Raw genomic sequence first — 22,177 nt, 5'->3', positions numbered from 1 at the left:
GTTTTAAAAGTTGCCTGGAATATTTGTTTTCGGAGAGTGACACAAGAGGGATAACCAATCAACAAGTTTCCTCTAGTGGAAAAATCTCACCTTTTAAGTAAGATTCAAAGTGTTTCTTAAAGTACTGAATACTCGTCATATTTGGCTCATCGCTTTCCATAGGTGCAAATTCATAAATTGGTACTTTTTCCCTCACTAACTGAACCAATTTAGGATTAAGTTCTTCAAAAGAATTAACTCTAGATATTGTTGTTTCAAACCTTAATTTAGCTTGATGACCATATCCTAACTTCATCCACGGCATCCAAGAACAGTCCCTCGCCCACTGAGCAGGAGGGACATTAGAAACATTAGGTCGGCAAACATGTGATGTAAAGTATTCGACTCCCCTAAACTTTTCGCCAGGGCAATAGTCTAAATATTTACTATCTTCTGCTAATGGATGCGGGTATTCTAAAGGAATTTCCATCACAGAGGTGATATATTCACTGCCTTTGGGTATGAGATATTTCTTGGGTTTGACCGAGCCTTGTACAATTCGATTAGCAATATGTACTACTGGTATTGCTTTACTTGCCTTTGGTGATTTCCACGAAGTGAGAATTTCTTGCGTAACTGGGTCGCAAAATAAACCCAATTCTCTATTGATACGATACCCGACTTCACCGTACTCAGGATCGATTTTGATAAATACTTTCGTAGCATTCATACCAATAATAGAGAATAATTTCTCCTTTGGCTTGTCTGGTTCTTCTTGCCACCAAATTTCTCCAGACCAATTGTAATAAAGCTGTAATCCATGATTTTTTCTGTAAAAATCTAGATTATTAACTTCGTAGTCATCCAAGCGATCGCTCATGTCTGTTTTATTCATCTTCACATGCCTTGGATCGTAACTATTATCAGGGTAGCAATTAACTTGCGCCTGGGATTGCTACTCTACCTTGTGGGTTCTGCAAAGCAATACGAGAAGCCGCAAGCCTGCTGGTACTCCAAAGGAATACGCATCTATGCTTTGCTCGCATTCAGGTTGCTACAAGTGGACAGTCGAAAAGTAGAGAAGAGTCATTTGTAGCTGTGATTTAGACAACTGATATTAATTTCTGCTAGTTTTGGAAGTTACTGGGTTTATGCTAGCGAAAATACTACGCTATTATCTGACACAAAAGTCACTACATCATAATGATATTACCAGTTGCTACCCTATCACTCCTGTCCGCGTTGACTGTCGCTCCCGTTCCTGAGATGAGCCAGCCATCTCCATCTCAAACTCCTGCTGTTACAAATATTTTGCCAGCCAATACACCCTTAGTAGGGTTGATTAATACGAAAGGAAAAACTTGGGCTACTTTAAATCGCTTTTATTTGTTTCAAACCGCTTCTAAAGCAGTGTCGCAGTTTTTACCATCCCTCTTTGAGTTGGACTATGCAAAAGATATAGAGTCTTGGTTGGGAGAACAAGTGGCATTTGCGTTTCTGCCAAAGGTTGGATCTGCTCCTGTCAGCATAGATTCTAACTTTCTCATACTGGCTCCGGTGAAGGATGAAACGCGCTTACAGCCGCTTTTGGAGAAACTCAAGGCAGACACATCACGAGTTAAGGAGCGGGAGTACAAAGGTATTACAATACTAGAACTGAATGCTCCGGAAGTAGCTCCACCTAGAAACACGTTACCCTCTTCTGTCCGCAGGCTCAAGTTGTCTTCTAAGCCTAACTTGGTGAAGCCCGGCTTGCCGAAAAAGAAACGTGGGATTGCGATCGCTACTCTCCCAGGATACGTTGTTACTAGCATCACTGCTCAAGCTATTGAGCAGCTAATTGATGCTTCAGAAGGAAGCACCACTTTAGCACAAAATCCTCAGTTTCAAGAGACACTTAAGCAGTCCCAGTCCGATGGGGTGCTGTTTACATTTTACGAAAACTTAGCTACGTTGATTCCTTTAATCAGCGACATCTCCAAAGATCCAAATCTGCCTTTTCCCGTCTTTGGTGCTGACACAATCGATCTGGAAGAAGTAAAAGAATATGGCAGTGTCAATGGCTTTGTGACAACACAACCAGAAGGGCTGCGCTTACAAGTCAGTGCCTATCGCCAAGCACTCAAATCTAAACAAAGTAAAATTGTTACAAAAAAAACTGGCACTATGCTAGACCGGATGCCTGGTGCTACCTATTCCGCTCTGACTGGTCGCAATCTAAATCAACAGTGGCAACAGCTAGCTAAAGGATTCAGTACCAAGCCGCAACTCAAAGAGTATCTAGAAATGTTCCGTAATTTTGTCCGTACTAGCACAGGGCTAGATTGGGACAAAGATATTCTGGGTTGGATGGACGGTGAATATGGCTTTTTTCTGTTTCCCACAAAGGGAGGATTGTTTAAATTTGTTGCCGGCTCCAACTTTAATATGGGCATAGGTGTAGCTGTACAAACTAGCAACCGAACCGCAGCAGATGCAACTCTCAAAAAGCTAGATGAATTGATCCAATCCTTCTTGATGGGGGGAGTGGTGGTTAATACTCACAATATTCAAGGTCAACCTGTTACCAGTTGGGATATTGGAGGCGATTCTTCACAAAGCTTGCTTGCCTATAGTTGGGTAGATGACAACACTGTCATTGTGACAACTGGATTTGGGGCAATTGCAGACTTAGTGCCGCAGCCTTATATATTGTTGCCTTCAACTTATAATTTCCAAACTGCTACCAATTCCTTACCCTCTCCTAACCACGGTTATTTCTATGTAAACACGGGATCTTTCTTATCATGGCTTTACGGTTTTTTACCGACAGTGTTTAACGACCAAAACTTTCAGCCTTGGAAACAGATTATCGGTTCGGTTTACAGCATTAGTGCGACGACTTCTACAACAGCAGAGCGAGAACAATTTGACATTTTGCTTGTCTTGGCTCCCAGTAGAAAGGAATAGCGGAAGAACAGGGAAAGAGGACACGGGTACACGGAGAGAAGTTGCTCTTGTGGGTTTCCTTCCAAGCGAACTTCTCCCATGTCGAAGCTGTGCGAACGGAGGGTTTCCACTGCCCTTGCAAACTTCGGGGGACACAGGGAATTTATCGCAAAGATGCGGAGAATCTTTGCGCCTTTCCCTCTGCGCGTCTTCTTCTCCTGACGCTGTTACAAAAATAGTAACGAAAGCGAGCCTAATTTAAAAGATTTGTAAGATAGCAATAAATTTTCAGTAATCGCTCTGATGACAGGTGAAGAAATAACTAAGAGCAGCATTACCGATGTGCATGATTGTTGCTATAACTTCTTATTGGCTGGGGCATGAGAATGAAGACAGTAAAGCTACCGTATACATTTTGGCGTTTAATAACAAATTTTACCTACTATTGTTTAACTTTGTTGGGCGGTGTGGTTTTGATTTGGGATGCTGTGGGAATAATACTTAAAAAGATAAGGTTGCAGATAGCACAACAGTCGAGAAGAATGCTACGAAATGGGATCGCGGCTCAACGAAGCTATGTATGGGGACAACAACTGTGGGATAAAGCAGCACCAGAAGTGTCGCAACAATCTCAAATTCTCACAAATGATTTAGGAGTGCTATATAACTGCAAATGCATTAACTCTAATTTATTGTAATAATAAATATAGATATACAAAAAAATAATGCTATTGTTTCTAAATTAAGCATTTTTGGGATTAAATAGAAATTCAAAAAATTAATATTAACGAGTGTAATAATTTTGCCTTTTGTTTAATTTTGATAGTTTAGCTTTTAAAGCTATTAATTAACTTTCTAAAACAACGTCAGACGTATCTGGCGTTGTTTTCTTTTCTATTTCTAATAATTCCTCAATTGTTAGGGACATAAATGTTTTAGTTTATTCCAAATAAACCTAGCTTTTTTAAACATTGTTTCTTCTATTTAGACTCACACCTATTCTTGAAATAAATAATGGATTTTTTAGTCTATTTCTATACAATAATTACAAAAAACTATCACTAAAAATGTAACTTTTATGTCCTTTTGACCTATCTACTTTTATAGACAAAAGCTATGTTTTCTATTTAGACTGTATTCATGAATCAAGTAAAGGTCGCTTGAAAAAAACAGTCGGTTATACAAAATATTCTTGCTTTACTGCATCAATTAATTATGTATAAGGTTGAGAAAAAATAAAACTGACTAACACTACCTAAAAATCAACAACAACTACACTTAATTGAGGTAAAAATTATGTCTGATTCAATCATCGTATCTGATTTATTAGTAGACTTATCTGCGGAGCAAGAAGAAACGATCGCAGGCGGTTTGAGTATCGGCAATATTGATGGTATTGACCTAGCTAATAAAGTTAATACAGGTTTTTCTGAGCAAAAACTAGCAACTGTTTCCGATGTCCAGTCTGGTCCTGGTGGCAGTCGAGTTACACGAGCTACCGCAGCTTCTAATGTTAACACCTTCGCTAACGAGTTGTTCAAGATCGATCTCGGTTAACTGAGAGCTTAAATTCAGTTCACATTCAACATTCAATTGAGGTAAAAAATCATGTCTGATTCAATCATCGTATCTGATTTATTAGTAGACTTATCTGCGGAGCAAGAAGAAACGATCGCAGGCGGTTTGAGTATCGGAAATATTGATGGTATTGACCTAGCTAATAAAGTTAATACTGGTTTTTCTGAACAAAAACTAGCAACTGTTTCCGATGTCCAGTCTGGTCCCGGTGGCAGTCGAGTTACACGAGCTACCGCAGCTTCTAATGTTAATACCTTCGCTAACGAGTTGTTCAAGATCGATCTCGGTTAACTGAGAGCGTTAATTCAATTCACATTCAACATTCAATTGAGGTAAAAATTATGTCTGATTCAATCATACAATCCGAATTATTAGTAGATTTATCTGCGGAGCAAGAAGAAACGATCGCAGGCGGTTTGAGTATCGGAAATATTGATGGTATTGACCTAGCTAATAAAGTTAATACTGGTTTTTCTGAACAAAAACTAGCAACTGTTTCCGATGTCCAGTCTGGCCCCGGTGGCAGTCGAGTTACACGAGCTACCGCAGCTTCTAATGTTAATACCTTCGCTAACGAGTTGTTCAAGATCGATCTCACCTAACTGAGAGCATTAATTCATTTGAATTAATGGCATCCTTAAAGGTCGATATCAAGGGTAAAGGATGAACACAGAATTAGATTTTTTGTTCTTTTATCCTTTGCCCTTTATCTTTTTTATCTTTAATCTTTTTGAATTAACACGATTAATAACTATGCTAGAAACTCCAACTCCTGAACATCTGCCAGCAATTCAAGGAAATGAGTTTCTCCCTCGGATTAGTCCTTGGGTAATGATCGGGGGAGCATTTCTGATTACTATTTTTGGTGGGGCAGTTGCCCTATCTACAGTTCTTAAATATAATATTGCAATTAAAGTTCCAGCAACAATTCGCCCAGCAGGAGATTTGCGGTTAGTCCAAGCAGCCGTGGAAGGAACAGTAACAAAAATTTTGGTTAGTGATAATCAACAGGTGAAACAAGGGGACGAAATTGCCCGTATTGATGACTCCCGTTTGCAAACCCAAAAAAGCCAACTGCAAAGCACCATTCAACAAAGTGAGTTGCAAATTCGGCAAATCGACGCACAAATCAAAAATCTGGAATCACAAGTAGCCGCAGAAACTAGCTTAATAAACCGTAACGTCTCCGCCGCTGAAGCTGAGTTAGCAGGGACAGAACGCAACTATCAAGACCTACAGATTAAGGCACAGACAGATAAAAATCAAGCGGAAACTGCTGTACAACTAGCAAAGACCCAAGTTGAAAGATTACAGAAAGAACAAGTATTAGCTGTGACTGTCAAAGAAGCAGAAGCTGGCCTGCAACTAGCCAAAACCCAACGGGATAGACTGCAAGCCATTGTAGAATCTGGGGCAATTCCCCGTAATCTTTTAGAAGAAAAAGAACAAGCTGTTAAAGCTGCCCAAGCAAGACTAGAACAGGCGAAAATTTCGGCAAAAAATATTCTAGAAGAGAAACAACAAGCCCTGAAAGTTGCTCAACTCAACCTGCAACGGGCAAATACCGCTATTAACCCCAGCAATGCAACCGTCACTGTGGCGGTGGAACGCATCAGTCAAGAAACAGCTAAGGGAAAAGCCAGCCTCGCCGCGTTGGATAAAGAAAGACAAACATTGCTGCAACAAAAATTAGAACAGCAAAAACAACGCGATCGCACTCAACAAGAACTGCAACAATTAAATAGCGACCTCAACAACACTATCATTCGTGCTTCCACCACTGGAACCCTTTTACAACTCAGCCTGCGTAACCCTCAACAAGTCGTTCGTTCGGGAGAAGCAGTTGCTTACATCGCGCCTCAAAACGCACCCCTCGTTATCAAAACCCAAGTCTCCGTTAGCGATATCGACAAAGTTAAACCAGGACATGCTGTACAGATGCAAGTTTCTGCCTGTCCTTACCCTGACTTTGGCACTCTCAAAGGCACTGTCAAAACTGTCGCGCCAGATACTTTGCCCGATTCCGGAAATCAGACTTCTGCTTATGTAGTAATCATCGAACCCGAAAAGATGTACCTCGGCGACAGCAAACACCAGTGCCAACTACTACCGGGCATGGAAGGCAAAGCCGATATCATCTCCAGTCAAGAGACAGTCTTGACATTTATCCTCCGCAAAATGCGTTTGATATCGAATATTTAACTTTTTGATATCTCTGCGTTTGATCTAGTCTTATCTCACGCAGAATGGCCCAGATGTGGAGAAAAGGGAATTTCAATCCTGCTAATTTTTCGATGAATGCCCTATGGTTTCTTCACCTATTCGCCGCAATGCTTATCAATGTGTTCTCCAACTAAGTGAGGAAGACTGCGGTGCTGCTTGTCTTGCTTCTATCTGCAAGTATTACGGACGCTTGATTAGTATTAGTCGCAGTCGGGAGGCTGTGGGAACGGGGCAGTTAGGAACTACGCTACTAGGTTTGAAACGAGGATTTGAAAATTTAGGTTTTAAAACCCGTTCTGTCAAAGCTTCTCCAGACATTTTAGACCGTTTAAAAGAACTTCCTTTACCAGGTGTTATCCACTGGAAAGGCTACCATTGGGTGGTTCTGTACGGTAAACGCGGTAATAAATACATAGTAGCTGACCCTGCATTAGGTATCCGTTATCTCAAACGTGCGGAGTTAGTAGCATCATGGAATGGCATCATGTTGCTATTGGAACCGGACGTAGCGTCTTTATCTCAGCAAAGCGAAACAGACACTGCGACTGGCTTTGGGCGTTTTCTGGGACGTATTTTACCCTATCGGGGTTTAATTTTTGGGGTTTTACTCATCAATATTGTTTTGGGTATCCTGTCTCTTGCTAGTCCATTTTTACTGCAAATCCTTACAGATGATGTTTTAGTTAGACAAGATACGCAATTACTCACGGTGGTTATTGTCGCCGTGGTAGTGATGACCTTATTTAATGGTGCATTGCAATTATTACAATCTACTTTAGTTGCTCATTTTAGCCAAAGATTACAGTTAGGATTTGTCTTAGATTTTGGTCGCAAAATTTTAAATTTACCTCTGAGTTATTACGAAACTAGACGAAGTGGTGAAATTGTTAGTCGCCTCCGAGATATTAATGAAATAAACCAGTTAGTCTCGCAAATTGTCGCACTGTTACCAAGCCAATTTTTTGTAGCATTTATTTCCTTCTGTTTCATGGTTTTCTACAGTTGGAAGCTAACGTTAGCTGTGACTCTGATTGGGGTGTTAATGACCTGCTCGACACTTCCTTTCATGCCGATTTTGCAACAAGCGACTCGTAAATTATTAGTCTTATCTTCAGAAAACCAAGGAGTATTAGTAGAGACTTTTAAAGGTGCATTGGTAATCAAAGCGACCAACGCCGCACCACAATTTTGGGAAGAATTTCAAACTCGATTTGGACGTTTAGCAAATATTACCTTCAATACCGTCCAAATTAGCATTGTCAATGGAATTTTTTCGCAAATGGTCAGTAGTATTGGTAGTATTTCTTTACTCGGTTTTGGTAGTTTACTAGTTATTAGTAAAGAATTGAGTATCGGACAACTTCTAGCTTTTAATAGTTTGCAAGGAAATGTTCTGGCATTGATGGGTTCTTTAATCGGCTTAGTCGATGAATATTACCGCACTCAAACAGCAGTCACTCGTTTAGGAGAAGTAATAGACGCGACACCAGAAATTACCACAACTACGCAAAAACCACATGCTCAGCTTCCGGGTAGTGCAGACATTATTTGTAAAAGCCTCAACTTCCATCATGCTGGAAGGCTTGAGTTAATGGAGGATTTTTCCGTAACACTTCCAGGAGGATGTGCGATCGCCCTTATCGGCAGATCGGGTTGTGGCAAAAGCACCCTCGCCAAACTGATTGCTGGATTATACCAACCAAACTCTGGTAATATCCGGATAGACTGCTTTAACCTCCAAGACTTATCTCTAGAATGTCTGCGTCAACAAATCGTCTACGTTCCTCAAGATCCACATTTTTGGAGTCGCAGCATCATCGAAAATTTCCGCTTAGGCACACCTTATATCTCTTTTGAACAAATCGTTAAAGCTTGTCAAATCGCTGACGCTGATGATTTTATCAGCCAATTGCCTAATAAATACCAAACAGTTTTAGGCGAATTCGGCGCAAATTTATCCGGGGGACAAAGACAAAGATTAGCCATAGCCAGAGGAATTGTTACAGACCCCCCTATCTTAATTTTAGATGAATCTACAGCGGGATTAGATCCAGTTAGCGAAACAAATGTTTTAGATAAATTACTGGCATATCGTAAAGGTAGAACTACCATTATGATTACCCATCGTCCAAGTGTTATCGAGCGTGCAGATTGGGTGACTTTATTAGATAAAGGTAAAGTATTGGTACAGGGAGATTTGCAAAAATTACGTTCTTTCCCTGGAGAACATTTAAAATTTATATCTTACTAAACTCTTCATTGCACAAACTTTTTTACTGTAATTACCAACACTTGGATAAAGCTATGGATAAACTCGATAAAACAAATAAATCCGATGGTTTAATAGACCTATCATCTCAAGAACAAGAACAAATTAATGGAGGATTTGAAGGCTTGTTCTTTCAACAAACAGCAATAGATTCTTTTGCTGAAGACAATACCAATATCTCTAGTAATAACGGTTCGCTGAATTTATCATCTTCATCTAGAACAGGCTATAGTTTCCGTCAAATCACATTTGGATTTACCTCTTCCTTCTCTGGGCGTGTTCGTCGTGGCAAACCTCTACAGTTTCTTTATCGACTGATCCGCAATTTTGGTTTTTAGGATTAGGGTTCTGACAACTTACGACTTCACGAGTTAACTTTATTGATGCCGATCTACCTTATATGAATATCACCCCAGCAAAAAATCCCAAAACTTTTAGCTTATTAAGTATTGGTCAACGTGGTGTAGGCAAAACAGTTTTCTTAGCAGGAAGTTACGCCGAATTACATGCTGATACTCTCGTCAATAACCCCCATAATTTCTGGTTTGATTGTCAAGATACCGATGTCCAAGCAAACATGGAAAAAATTATTAACCATGTTGCCAATACAAATCTTTATCCACCCGCAACAATTAAAATTACTAGCTTTAATTTCAGCTTAAAACGTCACAGTCTTTGGGGGATGAAAACCCTCTGTAACTTCCGCTGGTGGGACATTCCGGGTGAATCATGTGATATCCGCAATCCAGATTTTCAGGAAATGATCTTAGCTTCCCATGGCTGTTGCGTATTTATTAACGCTCATGCGTTATTACATGACACAAAATATAGCCAAACATTAGAAGATATCTTTCATCAGGTAGTAGCGATCGCTTCTCTTACTTCTCAACATCGTCTCAAATATGTCTTTGCTATTATTCTCACAAAATGCGACCTTTTGGAACAGGGTACAGTCACCAAATTGAAAATTGAGCAGAGTCTCCAACCTTTAGTTTCTCGCCTTGATGCTGTCAAAGCTAATTATCAAAAATTTTATTCAGCTATTCCTATCGTCTCTATGGAAGGTGTTGCTGCACTCAGGGCGAGGGGTGCTGCTGAACCATTACTTTGGTTGCTAGCGGAATTAAATAAACATCACCATTTTCTTGCACAACAAAATCTTGCCAACGGACTGAATCAAAGTTTATTTATCGGTCAGGTTATATCACCGCAAATGCGGCGGTATATTTTAATATTATCTTTGGCAAGTGTGAGTTTATTAGGAGTGATTTCTTCTATATTATTTGCATTTGGTGTTTTTACCTTTCCCCCAGAACAACTACCTTTGAAAGAACAACCACAAAGTCAAATTCAACCAAGTCAGACTACACGTTAACATAATTTATTTCCCCTTTTCGCCATGTCTCAGCTTTTTGGACAGCTTATTTATACTAGCTTTGCTGGCGTGGGGTTTACAGTCCTCAAAAGTGCAGAGGTTCCCCCAGAAGTCCAGCAATTTTTTTTGCAACAGATAGTTTATCAATATTGGGATGCTTACGCTCCACCTAGTATAGGCTATAAAGCTATATACTTACATCAAATTTCTTCTGACCAAACTTTATTTGGTTGGCTTTATAATGATGGTTTCGACGATTTCGGACGCGCTCATGTACCTTACTTTATTTGTTACTATTTTGCTGGAAAATTACAAACTTCGTTATTAAATAATATTTTTAATTGTTTGCAGATTGGAACTGCATCACAGATAGATAGGGAAGTTTTACCTGATTTTATAGAAACCATATTTATTACAGATTTCAATAAATATACATCTGTGCGTGATGGAATCGCAGTTTCTTCAGAGGTGTGCGAACAAAGTAATATTGCATTAGCACAGGGAAATTTACTGAATTTATTTATCTCAAATAATGCTGAGATTAAATTTGTAAAAACTACACAGATGCCAAAAGCATCGGCAAAGAATGAAGCTAAAGTAAGTAATTTTAAAAGGAATATTGTCAAGACTCAAATACAAAGCGTTCCTACCCAAATACAAAAGGTACATACTCAAATACAGAATGTAAAAACTCAGATACAGGGAGAAAACAAAAAATATCAAGTAGAAGATTATCGTCAAATTATTTTAGCTAAAGCAGCACTGAGTGAGACGACAGGAAAAGGAATGGAGGCTATTTTCAATTTTGATAATAGCTTTATATGGGGATGTACAGTGGGAATTGCTTCACTGTTTGTACTCATGTTTGGGAGTTTTTATATTTTTCGTTTAATGACTCTTCCTGTAATTGATCCAGAGACTACAATGCATGTTTCAATAACACCAAATATTCAAAAAATAGGAAATATTAACCTGACTAAAACACTCACTGGACATACTGATGCCGTTTGGTCTGTTGTTGTAAGTAAGGATGGTAAAACTGTAGTTAGTGGGGATGAAGATTGGAAAATTAAAGTTTGGAATTTAGAAACTAACATTGAAGATAATTTAATTGGTCATACTGCTACTATCAGGTCTTTAGTGCTTACTGATAACGATAAAACTCTGATTAGTGGTAGTGATGATGGAAAAATAAAAATTTGGAATTTGCAAAAAAATCAATTAGTTAACACTCTGTTTGAGTGTAATAACCCTATTTGGTCTGTTGCCATCACTCCAGATGGAAGTACAATTATTAGTGGTAATGAAATTGGTGAATTAAGATTTTGGAACTTCCACACTGGTAAATTATTGCGTACAAATCAAGGACATAGAGGCAGGATTTTTACTGTAGCTATCAATCCTGACGCTCAAGTGTTGGCTACTGGTGGCATAGATAAAAAAATTAAAATTTGGAATTTAAAAACTGGTGCTTTAATTCGTACGATTAGCTCTCATACCAATGCAGTTCGTTCTCTTACTTTTAGTCCAGATGGTCAATATTTGGCTAGTGGTAGTTGGGACAAAACTATCAAGGTATGGAATTGGCAAACAGGAGAATTATTCCAAAATCTTGAGGGACATGCTGGCAGAGTTGTATCTGTCAACTTTAGTAGAGATGGAAAATATTTAGTTAGTGGTGGTCTTGATAATAAAGTGAAAGTATGGGATTTACAAAGTGGTAAATTACTCCATACTCTTTCTAATCATTCTGATTGGGTATTAGGAGTTGCAACAAACTCCGATAAAATAGTGAGTGCTAGTAAAGATAAGACTGTAAAAGTTTGGAATTTTTCAGACTGATAACCCTTACGGGTGACGCTCGATGACTCGCTAACGCTGCGCTATCGCTTTCAGTGTCACCCCTTAGGCGAGGACTCGCACTTCGCTGCGCTAACGGCAGTTCCTCATGGGGAGCCACTCCGTTGCGGTAAGCAGTCCGTTGGGCGGCTTCGCCGACTTGAAGGAACTGCGAACCCGAAGGGGGGAACCCCCGTTGTAGGCGGAACGCCTTCCCGCAGGGTAGGAAGTGGCGTGGAAACCCCCAAGACTAGACTGCCTCACCGTCAAAAGTTAACGACCGTAAAGAGTGTTTATGCTTTTTTATCGCGCATCAACTTACAATCGCTCCAAGGAAATGTAAGTTGCGATGTGATTCAAACTATAATGATATGAAACCTATTGCAAAAATAATTTACGGTACAAGAGCGAGCTTTAAAATTTGCGTTCCATTTGAATCAGACATAACAATGAGGTAATAAAAGTTCTCTGCATCAATTTGGATGTACATTTTTAAGAAAATATTTTATTATACGACAAAATAATTTTGTAAATATCTCTACTAGAGAAGCTGCATTCTAGTTATCTAAAGTGAGATTAATTTCTCAAAGATGATATTAATCTGTTAACAGTGACAATAATTTGTTAATTGTGACATCAATCTGTTAACAGTGACAAATAATTAGTTAATGTACATTGTTGGTGGGTGACGAGGGATTTGAACCCGCAACCAATAGATTAAGAGTCTACTGCTCTACCGTTGAGCTAGTCACCCGCATAGAAAATAATAATAGCAAATTTCTGACGGTTTTACCAGTACTGATGTCTAGCATGAGTTATGGTGCAGTTGCTCTAGCGTATGGCTTTGTTGCATCAAACAGAAAAAAAGACACACCTTTTCTCAATAGAGTGGTGAGTTAGTCTTCCACTTTGTAGCTATCTGGTTTGCCCAATTGGATCGTGCGATTAAGCGCAGCACCGCAGCAGAAATAATTCGACAGCTTGGTTATCAAAAAAAAACGTCGTCTTAACTTACCCCCAAAAATGCTTTTGAGTCGAAACATAGCGGTTTCGGACAAAGAACGTCTATTATAATCAGACTCCTGTTTCTATGGTTTAGATTCAACAGATTGCCAATTACGAACTTTATACCTGGCTTTGGCTTTCGTGTTCATAATTAGGCTATCAGGGTCTTTAGTAGAGAAGGGATATTGGATAGGTATAATTTACCATTTTCCTTAATCGTGCAACAACGCTCTGGGAAATTTAACAATGAAGGTAGTTTGGCCAGCTGCACTTTCTACCTGAATTGAGCCTCCTAAATGTTTGACCATTTTTTGCACTAATGCCATTTCTAATCCAGTGCCACTATATTTCCAGGGATCGTTTTTGGAAAGGCGATAGAATGGCTCGAAAATCCGTGACAGGTCATGAGCGGTAATTTCTAATCCGGAATTGGTGATACTTAACTGCACTGTATCGCCTGTTAGGCGAGCAGATACTGTGATTGATTCCCCTGCTGGAGTGTATTTGCAAGTATGGTTTAATAGTTCGGTGATAATTCGCTCTAAATCGGTGATATCTGTCTCTAATGGCAAAAGTGCAGTCTCAATCGTTAGCTTTAATTGCTGTTGCTGGCAACTAGTAATATCTCGAAAAGACTCAACAATTGGAGGAAGCCAGGTTTGTAAATCAATGGGGATTAAAGTCGGAGGAGCAGGGTCGGTTTCTAGGTATGTGAGTGTTAGCAAATCGTTAATTAATTTGCTTTCTCTTCCACACTCGTTATGCAAAATCTGCAATAGTTGCGGTACTATCTCTATATCTAATATCCCTTCTGGTGTCAGCACACTTTCGAGAGTTTGAGCGGCTAGGCTAATGCTAGTTATGGGTGTCCGCAGTTCTTGGGACAGGGTTCTAAGAAATTCGTTTTTGAGGCGTTCTCGTTTTTCTAATTCTCTTACCTGCACTTGAGTATTTTCGTAAAGCCGGGCTTGGCGAATTGCGATCGCACATTCATTTGCTAGCTGCTGCACTAGTTCTATTTCAAACTCGTCAAACATCTCCTGTGTGGGTCGCAGTAGCCAAAAATTTCCCAGAATTCCTTGGTCGTCAAAGATGGGACAAGCTAGCTGGGTGACTACATATAACTTGGGATGCCATCCAGGAACAATTTCTATTGATTGTCGATATTCTTTAGCCAAGAGTAGTTGATAAATTTCAAGAAAGTCTCCAATCTTTCTAGTAAATCCCGTTTCTGGAGGTAAATTGGTTGTTGCGTATTTGTATGCAACACTAACGCTAGTGCGGCAGTGGCTATAAAGTTCGATATAGCAAGAGTCAAGTTTCAGTAATCGTGCCAATTCCTGAGTGGCTGTTTGCAGTACCTGAGTTTCATTTTTATTGTCGCGGATTTGTTCGGTAATGCGTTGCACCAGTGCTTGAAAGTTCTGTGCCTGCTGTAACTGAACTTGATGCTGCTGCGCCTGCAAATCCAATTTGGCTCTCAACTGCTGTATTTGTTGATGTAGTTCTGCCTGCTGAACAGCAATTCCGATTTGGGTTGCCACTTGTTTGAGCAGATCGATTTCTATCTGCTGCCATTGATGGGGTTCATAGCAATGCTGGGCACTGAAAAGCCCCCACAAGTCTTGCTGTAACAAGATTGGCACTACTAAATTGGCTCTTACCTGCAATGAGGCGAGAAAATCTATATGTTCGGGATGTAAACCTGCTGCATAGATATCTTCAACAATTTGAATACAACCCCGTCCGTAGCGTTCCTTATATTTGGCACTAAAGCCAGGATCTCGGAAGTTTTTGCCTAAAAGCGAGCCCCCAGCAGTTACGCTTGATTCGGCTACAATTGTGCCACTGCCATCAGGCTGGATATGGTAAATCAGGATGCGATCGCAATTCAGACACTGTCGAATTTCTTTGACTGTTTGCCGGAGAATTTTCTCTAAATCTAAGAATTCGCGAATCCGTTGAGCGATCGCTTCTAATAATTGCTCTCGTTCAGCTTGAATTCCCCTTGCTTGTGCTACCTGTTTAGCAGGAGTAATATTACTACTAGTGCCAATTAGTCGATAAATCCTGGAGTTACCATCCCGCAGTGGCGTGAGAGTCGTACTCCACCAAGTCGCAACACCCTGAAATTGCAAGCATTGTTCGTAGGAAATAGTTTTGCCAAAGCGCACACAATCAGCGTAATGCTGACGCACTCTAGCAGCATCAACTGGTGAGAGAATATCTTCTGGTTTTTTGCCCTTTAGATCCTCTGAGCTAATTCCTAACCATCGCTCATGAGTGGGATTGAGTGCCACATACTGAAAATCACCATCTTCCAGAACATCTACCACAAAAATAGATGCCTGCACAGAATCATACATGCTCAGTAGAAACTGTTCGTTACCACTGTTTTCGTCTAATTCTGTTCCGAAGAGAATATGAGGATGTGATTTTTTCAAATCTCCAATCGATTCAGCTGGATTTATATTCATGCGAGAGTCCCTATCTGCTATTACTGACTCTTCTAGGCGCTCTCTTATAATTTTGCTTTCAGAAAATGCCCTATAGCGCCTAATTGCGAAGCATTTTCAGTATTTGCTGACAATGATTTTATTTTTCTCTACTTCCGATCGGAAATCCAGACAAGTCAATAGCAGTAAGTGTAGCAAATTCTACTTTTTCACGGTTAAAACGCATTTGCAATTTAGGGCAATTTTGCTGATATTTTCTATTAATAATTTTTAATATTGCATATATTTCACTAAATTCAACTAATAGATTAATTAAAATGTTACATTTTTTAATAAAGTTATAATTACATAACTAAAAGAAGGTAACACAAAAGCAGGATTTGTATAGTAATAAATTAAATATCCGAAATTATAGTAAGCAAATAAACAGCAAATAAACGTTTAGTTTACTTGTGGAGGGTGATAGAAAGAAAGATTTACCTAATATTTTGTACTACGCAACTGGAAGTCGCAACTATACAGGCAAAACCCCTTCGGATGATGCTCAAGGACTAGCTAACACTAAGAGCGTTAGACGAAGGTGAGTATAGATTAAGAAATTTCGAGGAAATCACCGTATCGAGTCTTCAACATTTCCTGAGTGCAATTGTCAAATAAAAACTAGTTATTTGTTATCAAATGCTGTGATACTTCTAAAGTAATTCATCCATCAATGTCATCACTTTAATTGCCCCTGAAGATAAATCTGGTGGTGTGGTCTGTTGCAATTGCTTTTCTAGTAAACCTTTGAGGGCGATTAGTTTGAGACTGTTTTCTGCTAGAGTCTGGGCGATCGCTTCGGCGGCAGGTAAATATCCGATTGCTCCTAAGTCAGCTAGGACAGTGCGGCGCAGTTGCAAATTGTCGTTGGAAAGTTCTTGCACAAGGCGATCGCCATAATGATTTGCTGTCTCTGGATCGGCGGTTAACAAGTACATCGCCCGCGCTGCGGAATATTGAATCCGAGGTATGAAGTGATCTAAAAAAGGACAAATATCTGGAATTGTATCCGTTGCCCCTAGGGTTCCCAAGGTCTCTAAAATCGCATCATAGGGTTGAGCCAGCTGAGGGGGTTCCGGAGCAGGTAGGGTTCCGGGAACGTTGTCTTTGAGTAACTCAATCAAGATAGGAATGCAGGACAAGTCCCCCAACATTTCTAGGGACTGGGCTGCTGCTTCCCGCACATAAAAATCAGAACATTCCAGTGCCCGGATTAGTGGCGCGACCGCACGCCGATTGCCGAGTTTTCCCAACGCCCGTGCCGCATTTCGTCTGAGGGGATAGCCACCAACTTCTGTGCGATCTTCCTCATCTTCTAATGCAGCAATTAATACATCAATCGCTTCTTGGGCATCAACCCGAAAACGCCCTAACCACCAAGCAGCATACACCCGTAATCCCAAATCCTCACCTTGGAGATTCGCGATCGCTTGCTCTACTGTTAATTGATTATCGTCCTGGATATCATATTTGTTTTCCATAGCTAAATAATTAAAAATTAAAAATGCAAAATTTAAAAAGTTATAATTTTCAATTCTCCATAAAAAACAATGCCCGGAGTTGTATGCAATCACCAACACCTGTCAGTCATTGCATACCCCTCCGGGCAAAATTATCAACTAGCTTAAAGCATTGATAGCGTAGTCGATGTACGAGTTAGCTTCAACAGCTGGGTCGCCGCTAAGACCATGGTTAGCCTTAACATACTTCAAAGCTTCAATGTACCAGCTGGGGGAAAGCTCGAATGTGCGGTTGATTTCAGCTAGACCACTGATTAAATAATCATCCAATGGGCCAGTACCACCAACAACTAGAGCGTAAGTAATAATGCGGAGGTAGTAACCGATGTCACGAACGCACTTATCCTTACCAGTCTGAGTAGAAGCATAGTTGGGGCCTTGGGTGCTGGTGGTGTAGGGGAACTTTTGGTACACCGCATTGGCAGCAGCTTGAGCTAGGCTTTGAGCGTTTGCACTCAAGGCTTTAGCAGCTTGTAGACCAGCTGGAGCTTGACGCAAGCGACCAAATCCAACTTGAAGTTCGGAGGAACTGAGGTAGCGTCCTTGAGAATCAGCAGCAGCTACTGCTTCGGTTAGAGGTGTTTTCGTCATTTTTTATCTCCCAATTATTTTGTGAAAAATGTAGCAATGGACTGATCGCGAATAGCTATAAAGATACAACTCTGATGAGTCGCCTGTACCGCAGTTAACTATTAAGCAACAGCAGAAGCAGCTTTATCAAAGTAGCCACCCAGTTCAGAAATCAAACTGCTGCAATCACCGTAGGTAATACCATTGGTGTTATTGGCGATCGCGATCGCTTTATCTTTGAGCTTCTTAACGCCCACTGCCACAGAAGCACCGGGAGTACCTAGAGCTAGGTAGGTTTCTCTCAGACCGTTCAAGCAGCGGTCATCTAGGATGCTGGAGTCTCCAGCGAAAATAGCATAGGTGACATAGCGCAAGATAATGTCTAAATCGCGTATGCAAGCAGCTGCCCGACGGCTGGTGTAAGCATTGCCTCCAGGAGCAATCAACTGGGGCTGCTCAGCAAACAGTTCGCGAACCGCATCAGCAACAATTGAAGATGAACTACCGGTAATACGGTTTACGATGTCCAAGCGCTTGTTGCCATCAGCAACCAATGCACTCAGAGCATCTAGTTGAGAAGCGCTGAGGTATTCACCTCTTGCATCAGCTTGAGAAACTACCTTTGCAAATGCGTCGAGAACCATATTAATCTCCTATGTGTTTTCTTGAGCAGGGTTTAGACTACAACCGAATTTGGTTAAGTTTGGCGTAAAACTACCTAGGCAGCCTGGGCAAGGCAAAGCCTGTTGATGAGTCACCAGCGAAATGTTTCCGTTTTTTCCGAATTAGGAAATTGGGAAAATTTTACATTTCTTAGTATAGGTTAACTTGCACTAGCCTGAATAACTAGGTGGTCAGACAACCTGTACCTATCTTTTAGACCTGCATTTAAACCTCTTTATTTGTTTATACTATGTCGTTGGATCATTTTTTGTTACGAATTATCATGAGTTTTGTGATAATTTCCTTAACATTCCTTAACACTCCAACTCATAAAGGGGGATTGGGGATAAGAGAGCAGGGGAGGTAGGGGAGGCAGGGGGACATGGAGAGAAGTGCGGTCTTGGGCTTTGCCCAAGAGAAGCAACTTTGGGGGGTTCCCCCGCCCTTGCAAACTTCTCCTATGGTCGACGCTACGCGAACGGAGGACGCGGGGACAAGGAGACGGGGACGGCAGGACACAGGGAAAAGAAGAATGGCAACTTACAACTGACAACTGACTCCCAACTCTCTAATTCAATTTACTGCTGCCAGTTTTCTTTCTAAGTCAAATAAAAAGCCGTGGATATATTCTTCTGTCCACTCTGGCCCATAAAAACGGGTGAACATTCCCCTTGCTGGGTCTTTTTCAGCGCGATAGCGCAGATAGCGCAGTTGAGCTTGTTCTATGTCCGCAAGGGAATGAGAGTCGGTTACTGGCTGTGCTTGGTCAACAAAATTTAAGTAGGCTTGGAGGTAGTCTTTAAAAGCTTCAAATACGTGCGTTTCCACTGCTTCATGTTGCTGTGGGCGAGTCCAGAGAAATGCTGGCGAGAAAAAGGGACGCGCTTCTTCGGGAAAGTCTCCTCCCCAAGGGAGGTGCTGTTGATATGCTTCAAAAATGGGCAATATGGGTTGAGTATACTTCGCTTGGTACGCTGGATTATCTCGAAACAGCGGTTGCATATCCAGGGCTATTAAGTGTCCTCCTGGTAGCGTTACCAAGTCTGCCCCAAAGAAAGGCAGGTCATAGTTCAAGTGAGGAAAAATCACAAAATTGAGAACCTGAAGTGATTTACCACCCTGCACATGAGCAGCTCGGATCTGACGCAGTTTCGGGGCACTAAATGCTGTGCTGGTGGTTAATACCTCTTCTTGATGTTTGCCCTTACCTACAAGCGCCGATTTAGATTCAAATCCTGTGGGAATCGGATATGGTTGCAGGTCGAGGCGTTCGTGTAAGAGGGCGATCGCGTAATCCAAAAAAGGCTGATATAAAGTCATAGGAAATATAATTACTTTTTGACTGAGCCGGCAGCTAACGGCACAGCATCCTCGAACAAAAATTCATATAAGAACCGTTCCGACCATTCATGCCCAAAGTAGCTACTGAATAGACCGGATGCTGGGTCACGTTCTGCGCTGTATTGGTCGTAGTCTTTCTGGGCTTTAACAATCCGCTGAATGTCTTCAGAATTGGTTAGGGGTTCAGCTGAGTCTAGCATCTGCCAGTAAAGATTCAGATAATCTTTAAACGCTGTAAACACTCGTGTTTTTACTGTTTCTGCATCTGTTTTGGCAAACAGCAGATATTTTGAGAAGTACTGATTAGCATCGTAGAACTTCATTTCCAAATCTTGCGCCAGTTCAGGATACTTATCTTGCAAGGCTTTCAGGGGATAGATATACTTTGCTAGGTAGGCTTCATCTTGAAACAAAGGTTGAAAGTCCATAACAATCAAGTTTTTAACCTGACCGAAAGATAGAAAGTCTATACCGAGTAAAGGTAATTCATAGTGGGGACTGGGATAAATAACACTATTGAGGATTTGGGCACTTGCCCCTGCGTCAATACTTGTATAGCGAATTTTTCGTAATTCTGGACACTGATAGCACCAACTACGGATAGTCGCGGGGTTTCTACCGCGATCGCTTACCTTATACTCTAGACCAGTTGGAATCGGACGACTTTGTAAATTAAACCGTTGAAATAGTGATTGTTCTAGATGCTGAATAAAGGTTGTATACATCGATTGTTATGGACTCATATACCTTTAACTCCTGAGAATACGAAACATCGTGAATCCGCGTCCCATTTCTCATCAATAAAGCAACAATCCTTAATTTTTTAAGGGACTGGGTATTTGGGACTGGAAACTAGGAAACTTCTTTGTTTGTCTTCCTCATCCCTGCGTCACCGCGTCACCCTTACGGGTTCGCCAGTTGCCTACGGCGGGAGACCCGCCTACAGCACTGGACTCACCGCGTTACCGCGTCTTCTTCATCCCCTCATCTTCCCCTGCCTCCCCTGCTCCCCCTGCTTTCCACTCCCTACTCCCTCAACAAATTGCGTTGAACCATTTGAGCTAAAACTTCATTGGAGACACAACGCCGTTCGGAGCAATAGGTCATTAAATAAACGCCGTTCATCATGCGAACCGTACTGGCACGCACGCGGAAATCATCTGTAAGGAACCAGCAGCGCTCCTGTCCTTGATTGTTGTCATACTCTGTATCAATAGTCAAAATGCCGTCTTTGCCAAACCAGTAACGACTGACTACCGGAATTTTTTCTACATAGCCTTGGTTGCGTAAGAGTTTACCCGACTGCCCCGTTTCATCATCTGGCACATCAATTAATACTGCTGCATATTCCGGATTTGGTTCTTGGACATCAGTATTCTCTTGCCACATGAAGCTAGCGCCTCCTCTTGCCCTTCCTGCGTCAATCCCCTGCTGTTCGCAGATAGTTTTGACTCGTGGGTCATGCTTAGCAATGACACTTATATAAAGATTTGATTCCCCCGACTCATCCGTCACTAAATCAAAATGATGCACCGTGCGTTGGATAAACCAGACTCCTTCGCTTTTGCGAAAGAAATCATTCATTGTCATAGGAGGGATGAGTCCCATTTTTTCTACCTCAGAGTGCTTCTAAATTAGGTTATTCCCTTCTGCCTCGAAAATGGGTGTAGGGGTGTAAAGGTAAAGGGATGTAGGGGGAATTTATCCCTTGTCCCCCTTGTCCCTTTTTCATGCATGGCGGTGAAATTTTTTCATTGGGACTGCTCCTGCCTTCTGCCTTCTGCCTTCATTGAGCTAGTTCTTTCTCAATCGCAGCTACCAATTGGGAGTCATTGGGTGAAACAGCACTCTTAAACCGAGCAACGACTTCTCCTTTTCTATTGACTAGAAACTTTTCAAAGTTCCAGGAAACATTGCCAGTGGGTTCTACGGCTTTGGTGAGGTGGGCATAAAGTGGATGCTGTTGCGAGCCTTGAGCGTGTACCTTATCAAACAACTGAAAGCTTGTACCGTAGCGGGTTGTGTAGAATTGTACAATTTCTTCGTTAGTTCCTGGTTCTTGCATTCCGTAGTCGTTGCAGGGAAACGCTAAAATTTCCAGCCCTTTAGCGCGATATTTCTGGTATAGCTCTTCCAATCCTTTGTACTGGCTAGTGTAGCCACAATAAGATGCTACATTAACAATCAACAGCACTTTGCCAAGATATTCGTTTAAGAGCTTGTCTTTGCCATCAATGGTTTTGATAGAAATGTCAGCGATCATCCTGCTCATGTCGGGTCAATCTGAATTTTTTCACCATTCCTCATCCTACGATGATTCATGACAAATTTACCGATAGATTTTCTAGGGTTCAAGGGACTATATAATACCCCTAAACGATTTATCTCAATT

Annotated in this window: 20 protein-coding genes and 1 tRNA gene; 11 read left to right on the top strand and 10 right to left on the bottom strand. The window is 41.0% G+C overall.

Going from position 1 to position 22,177, the window contains the following annotated elements; translation table 11 throughout:
- Positions 1 to 58: 58 nt before the first annotated feature.
- On the bottom strand, positions 59 to 874 hold the full coding sequence (locus RMY31_RS04310; RefSeq protein WP_322657045.1) for a DUF1838 family protein: 816 nt from the start codon (positions 872 to 874) through the stop codon (positions 59 to 61).
- 308 nt (positions 875 to 1,182) lie between these two features.
- Here RMY31_RS04310 and RMY31_RS04305 point away from each other — a divergent pair, with 308 nt between their 5' ends.
- The 11 genes from RMY31_RS04305 (at position 1,183) to RMY31_RS04255 (ending at position 12,566) form a co-directional block, all read left to right on the top strand.
- A complete protein-coding gene (locus tag RMY31_RS04305) occupies positions 1,183 to 2,928 on the top strand; it encodes a DUF3352 domain-containing protein (protein ID WP_322657044.1) in 1,746 nt (581 codons plus the stop codon).
- 365 nt (positions 2,929 to 3,293) lie between these two features.
- Entirely contained in the window at positions 3,294 to 3,605 is a 312-nt protein-coding gene (locus RMY31_RS04300; RefSeq protein ID WP_322657043.1) for a hypothetical protein, read from the top strand.
- A gap of 598 nt (positions 3,606 to 4,203) precedes the next feature.
- Positions 4,204 to 4,464 carry a CTB family bacteriocin gene (locus RMY31_RS04295; RefSeq protein ID WP_322657042.1) on the top strand — a complete coding sequence of 87 codons (261 nt, stop codon included), beginning with the start codon at positions 4,204 to 4,206 and terminating at the stop codon, positions 4,462 to 4,464.
- A gap of 51 nt (positions 4,465 to 4,515) precedes the next feature.
- Positions 4,516 to 4,776, top strand: coding sequence for a CTB family bacteriocin (locus tag RMY31_RS04290; protein WP_322657042.1), 261 nt, complete (start codon positions 4,516 to 4,518; stop codon positions 4,774 to 4,776).
- A gap of 50 nt (positions 4,777 to 4,826) precedes the next feature.
- Positions 4,827 to 5,087: a CTB family bacteriocin gene (locus tag RMY31_RS04285; protein WP_322657041.1), complete on the top strand. Its 261-nt coding sequence runs from the start codon at positions 4,827 to 4,829 to the stop codon at positions 5,085 to 5,087.
- Between the two features lie 151 nt (positions 5,088 to 5,238).
- Positions 5,239 to 6,687, top strand: coding sequence for an HlyD family efflux transporter periplasmic adaptor subunit (locus RMY31_RS04280; RefSeq protein ID WP_322657039.1), 1,449 nt, complete (start codon positions 5,239 to 5,241; stop codon positions 6,685 to 6,687).
- Positions 6,688 to 6,790: 103 nt separating this feature from the next.
- Complete coding sequence (locus RMY31_RS04275; protein WP_322657038.1) at positions 6,791 to 8,959, top strand: peptidase domain-containing ABC transporter; 2,169 nt, start codon at positions 6,791 to 6,793, stop codon at positions 8,957 to 8,959.
- Between the two features lie 53 nt (positions 8,960 to 9,012).
- Complete coding sequence (locus tag RMY31_RS04270; protein WP_322657037.1) at positions 9,013 to 9,315, top strand: hypothetical protein; 303 nt, start codon at positions 9,013 to 9,015, stop codon at positions 9,313 to 9,315.
- A gap of 62 nt (positions 9,316 to 9,377) precedes the next feature.
- Positions 9,378 to 10,352, top strand: coding sequence for a hypothetical protein (locus RMY31_RS04265; RefSeq protein WP_322657036.1), 975 nt, complete (start codon positions 9,378 to 9,380; stop codon positions 10,350 to 10,352).
- Positions 10,353 to 10,376: 24 nt separating this feature from the next.
- Positions 10,377 to 12,194 carry a WD40 repeat domain-containing protein gene (locus tag RMY31_RS04260; protein ID WP_322657035.1) on the top strand — a complete coding sequence of 606 codons (1,818 nt, stop codon included), beginning with the start codon at positions 10,377 to 10,379 and terminating at the stop codon, positions 12,192 to 12,194.
- Positions 12,195 to 12,206: 12 nt separating this feature from the next.
- Complete coding sequence (locus RMY31_RS04255) at positions 12,207 to 12,566, top strand: hypothetical protein (RefSeq protein WP_409877290.1); 360 nt, start codon at positions 12,207 to 12,209, stop codon at positions 12,564 to 12,566.
- A gap of 304 nt (positions 12,567 to 12,870) precedes the next feature.
- Here the strand turns inward: RMY31_RS04255 and RMY31_RS04250 are convergent.
- The 9 genes from RMY31_RS04250 to RMY31_RS04210 all read right to left on the bottom strand — a co-directional run bounded on the left by RMY31_RS04250 (position 12,871) and on the right by RMY31_RS04210 (position 22,057).
- Positions 12,871 to 12,945: transfer RNA gene (locus RMY31_RS04250), tRNA-Lys, on the bottom strand.
- Positions 12,946 to 13,408: 463 nt separating this feature from the next.
- Positions 13,409 to 15,673: a GAF domain-containing protein gene (locus RMY31_RS04245; protein ID WP_322657034.1), complete on the bottom strand. Its 2,265-nt coding sequence runs from the start codon at positions 15,671 to 15,673 to the stop codon at positions 13,409 to 13,411.
- 671 nt (positions 15,674 to 16,344) lie between these two features.
- Positions 16,345 to 17,172 carry a HEAT repeat domain-containing protein gene (locus RMY31_RS04240; RefSeq protein ID WP_322657033.1) on the bottom strand — a complete coding sequence of 276 codons (828 nt, stop codon included), beginning with the start codon at positions 17,170 to 17,172 and terminating at the stop codon, positions 16,345 to 16,347.
- Between the two features lie 138 nt (positions 17,173 to 17,310).
- Positions 17,311 to 17,802 (bottom strand): phycocyanin subunit alpha, encoded by a 492-nt coding sequence (gene cpcA / locus RMY31_RS04235; protein WP_322657032.1) that lies wholly within the window; start codon positions 17,800 to 17,802, stop codon positions 17,311 to 17,313.
- Positions 17,803 to 17,903: 101 nt separating this feature from the next.
- Positions 17,904 to 18,425 (bottom strand): phycocyanin subunit beta, encoded by a 522-nt coding sequence (locus tag RMY31_RS04230; RefSeq protein WP_322657031.1) that lies wholly within the window; start codon positions 18,423 to 18,425, stop codon positions 17,904 to 17,906.
- Between the two features lie 592 nt (positions 18,426 to 19,017).
- Positions 19,018 to 19,764: a phycoerythrobilin:ferredoxin oxidoreductase gene (locus RMY31_RS04225; RefSeq protein WP_322657030.1), complete on the bottom strand. Its 747-nt coding sequence runs from the start codon at positions 19,762 to 19,764 to the stop codon at positions 19,018 to 19,020.
- A gap of 11 nt (positions 19,765 to 19,775) precedes the next feature.
- Positions 19,776 to 20,510 (bottom strand): 15,16-dihydrobiliverdin:ferredoxin oxidoreductase, encoded by a 735-nt coding sequence (locus RMY31_RS04220; RefSeq protein WP_322657029.1) that lies wholly within the window; start codon positions 20,508 to 20,510, stop codon positions 19,776 to 19,778.
- A 301-nt stretch (positions 20,511 to 20,811) separates the two neighbouring features.
- Entirely contained in the window at positions 20,812 to 21,393 is a 582-nt protein-coding gene (locus tag RMY31_RS04215) for a phycobiliprotein lyase (RefSeq protein ID WP_322657028.1), read from the bottom strand.
- A gap of 178 nt (positions 21,394 to 21,571) precedes the next feature.
- On the bottom strand, positions 21,572 to 22,057 hold the full coding sequence (locus tag RMY31_RS04210; RefSeq protein ID WP_322657027.1) for a glutathione peroxidase: 486 nt from the start codon (positions 22,055 to 22,057) through the stop codon (positions 21,572 to 21,574).
- Between the last annotated feature and the right edge of the window lie 120 nt (positions 22,058 to 22,177).

Origin of the sequence: Dendronalium sp. ChiSLP03b (assembly GCF_034531165.2) — a bacterium.
Lineage (GTDB): Bacteria > Cyanobacteriota > Cyanobacteriia > Cyanobacteriales > Nostocaceae > Dendronalium > Dendronalium minutum.
The sequence above is the reverse complement of the archived record's forward strand: the minus strand, read 5'-3'. Positions and strand labels throughout refer to the sequence as shown.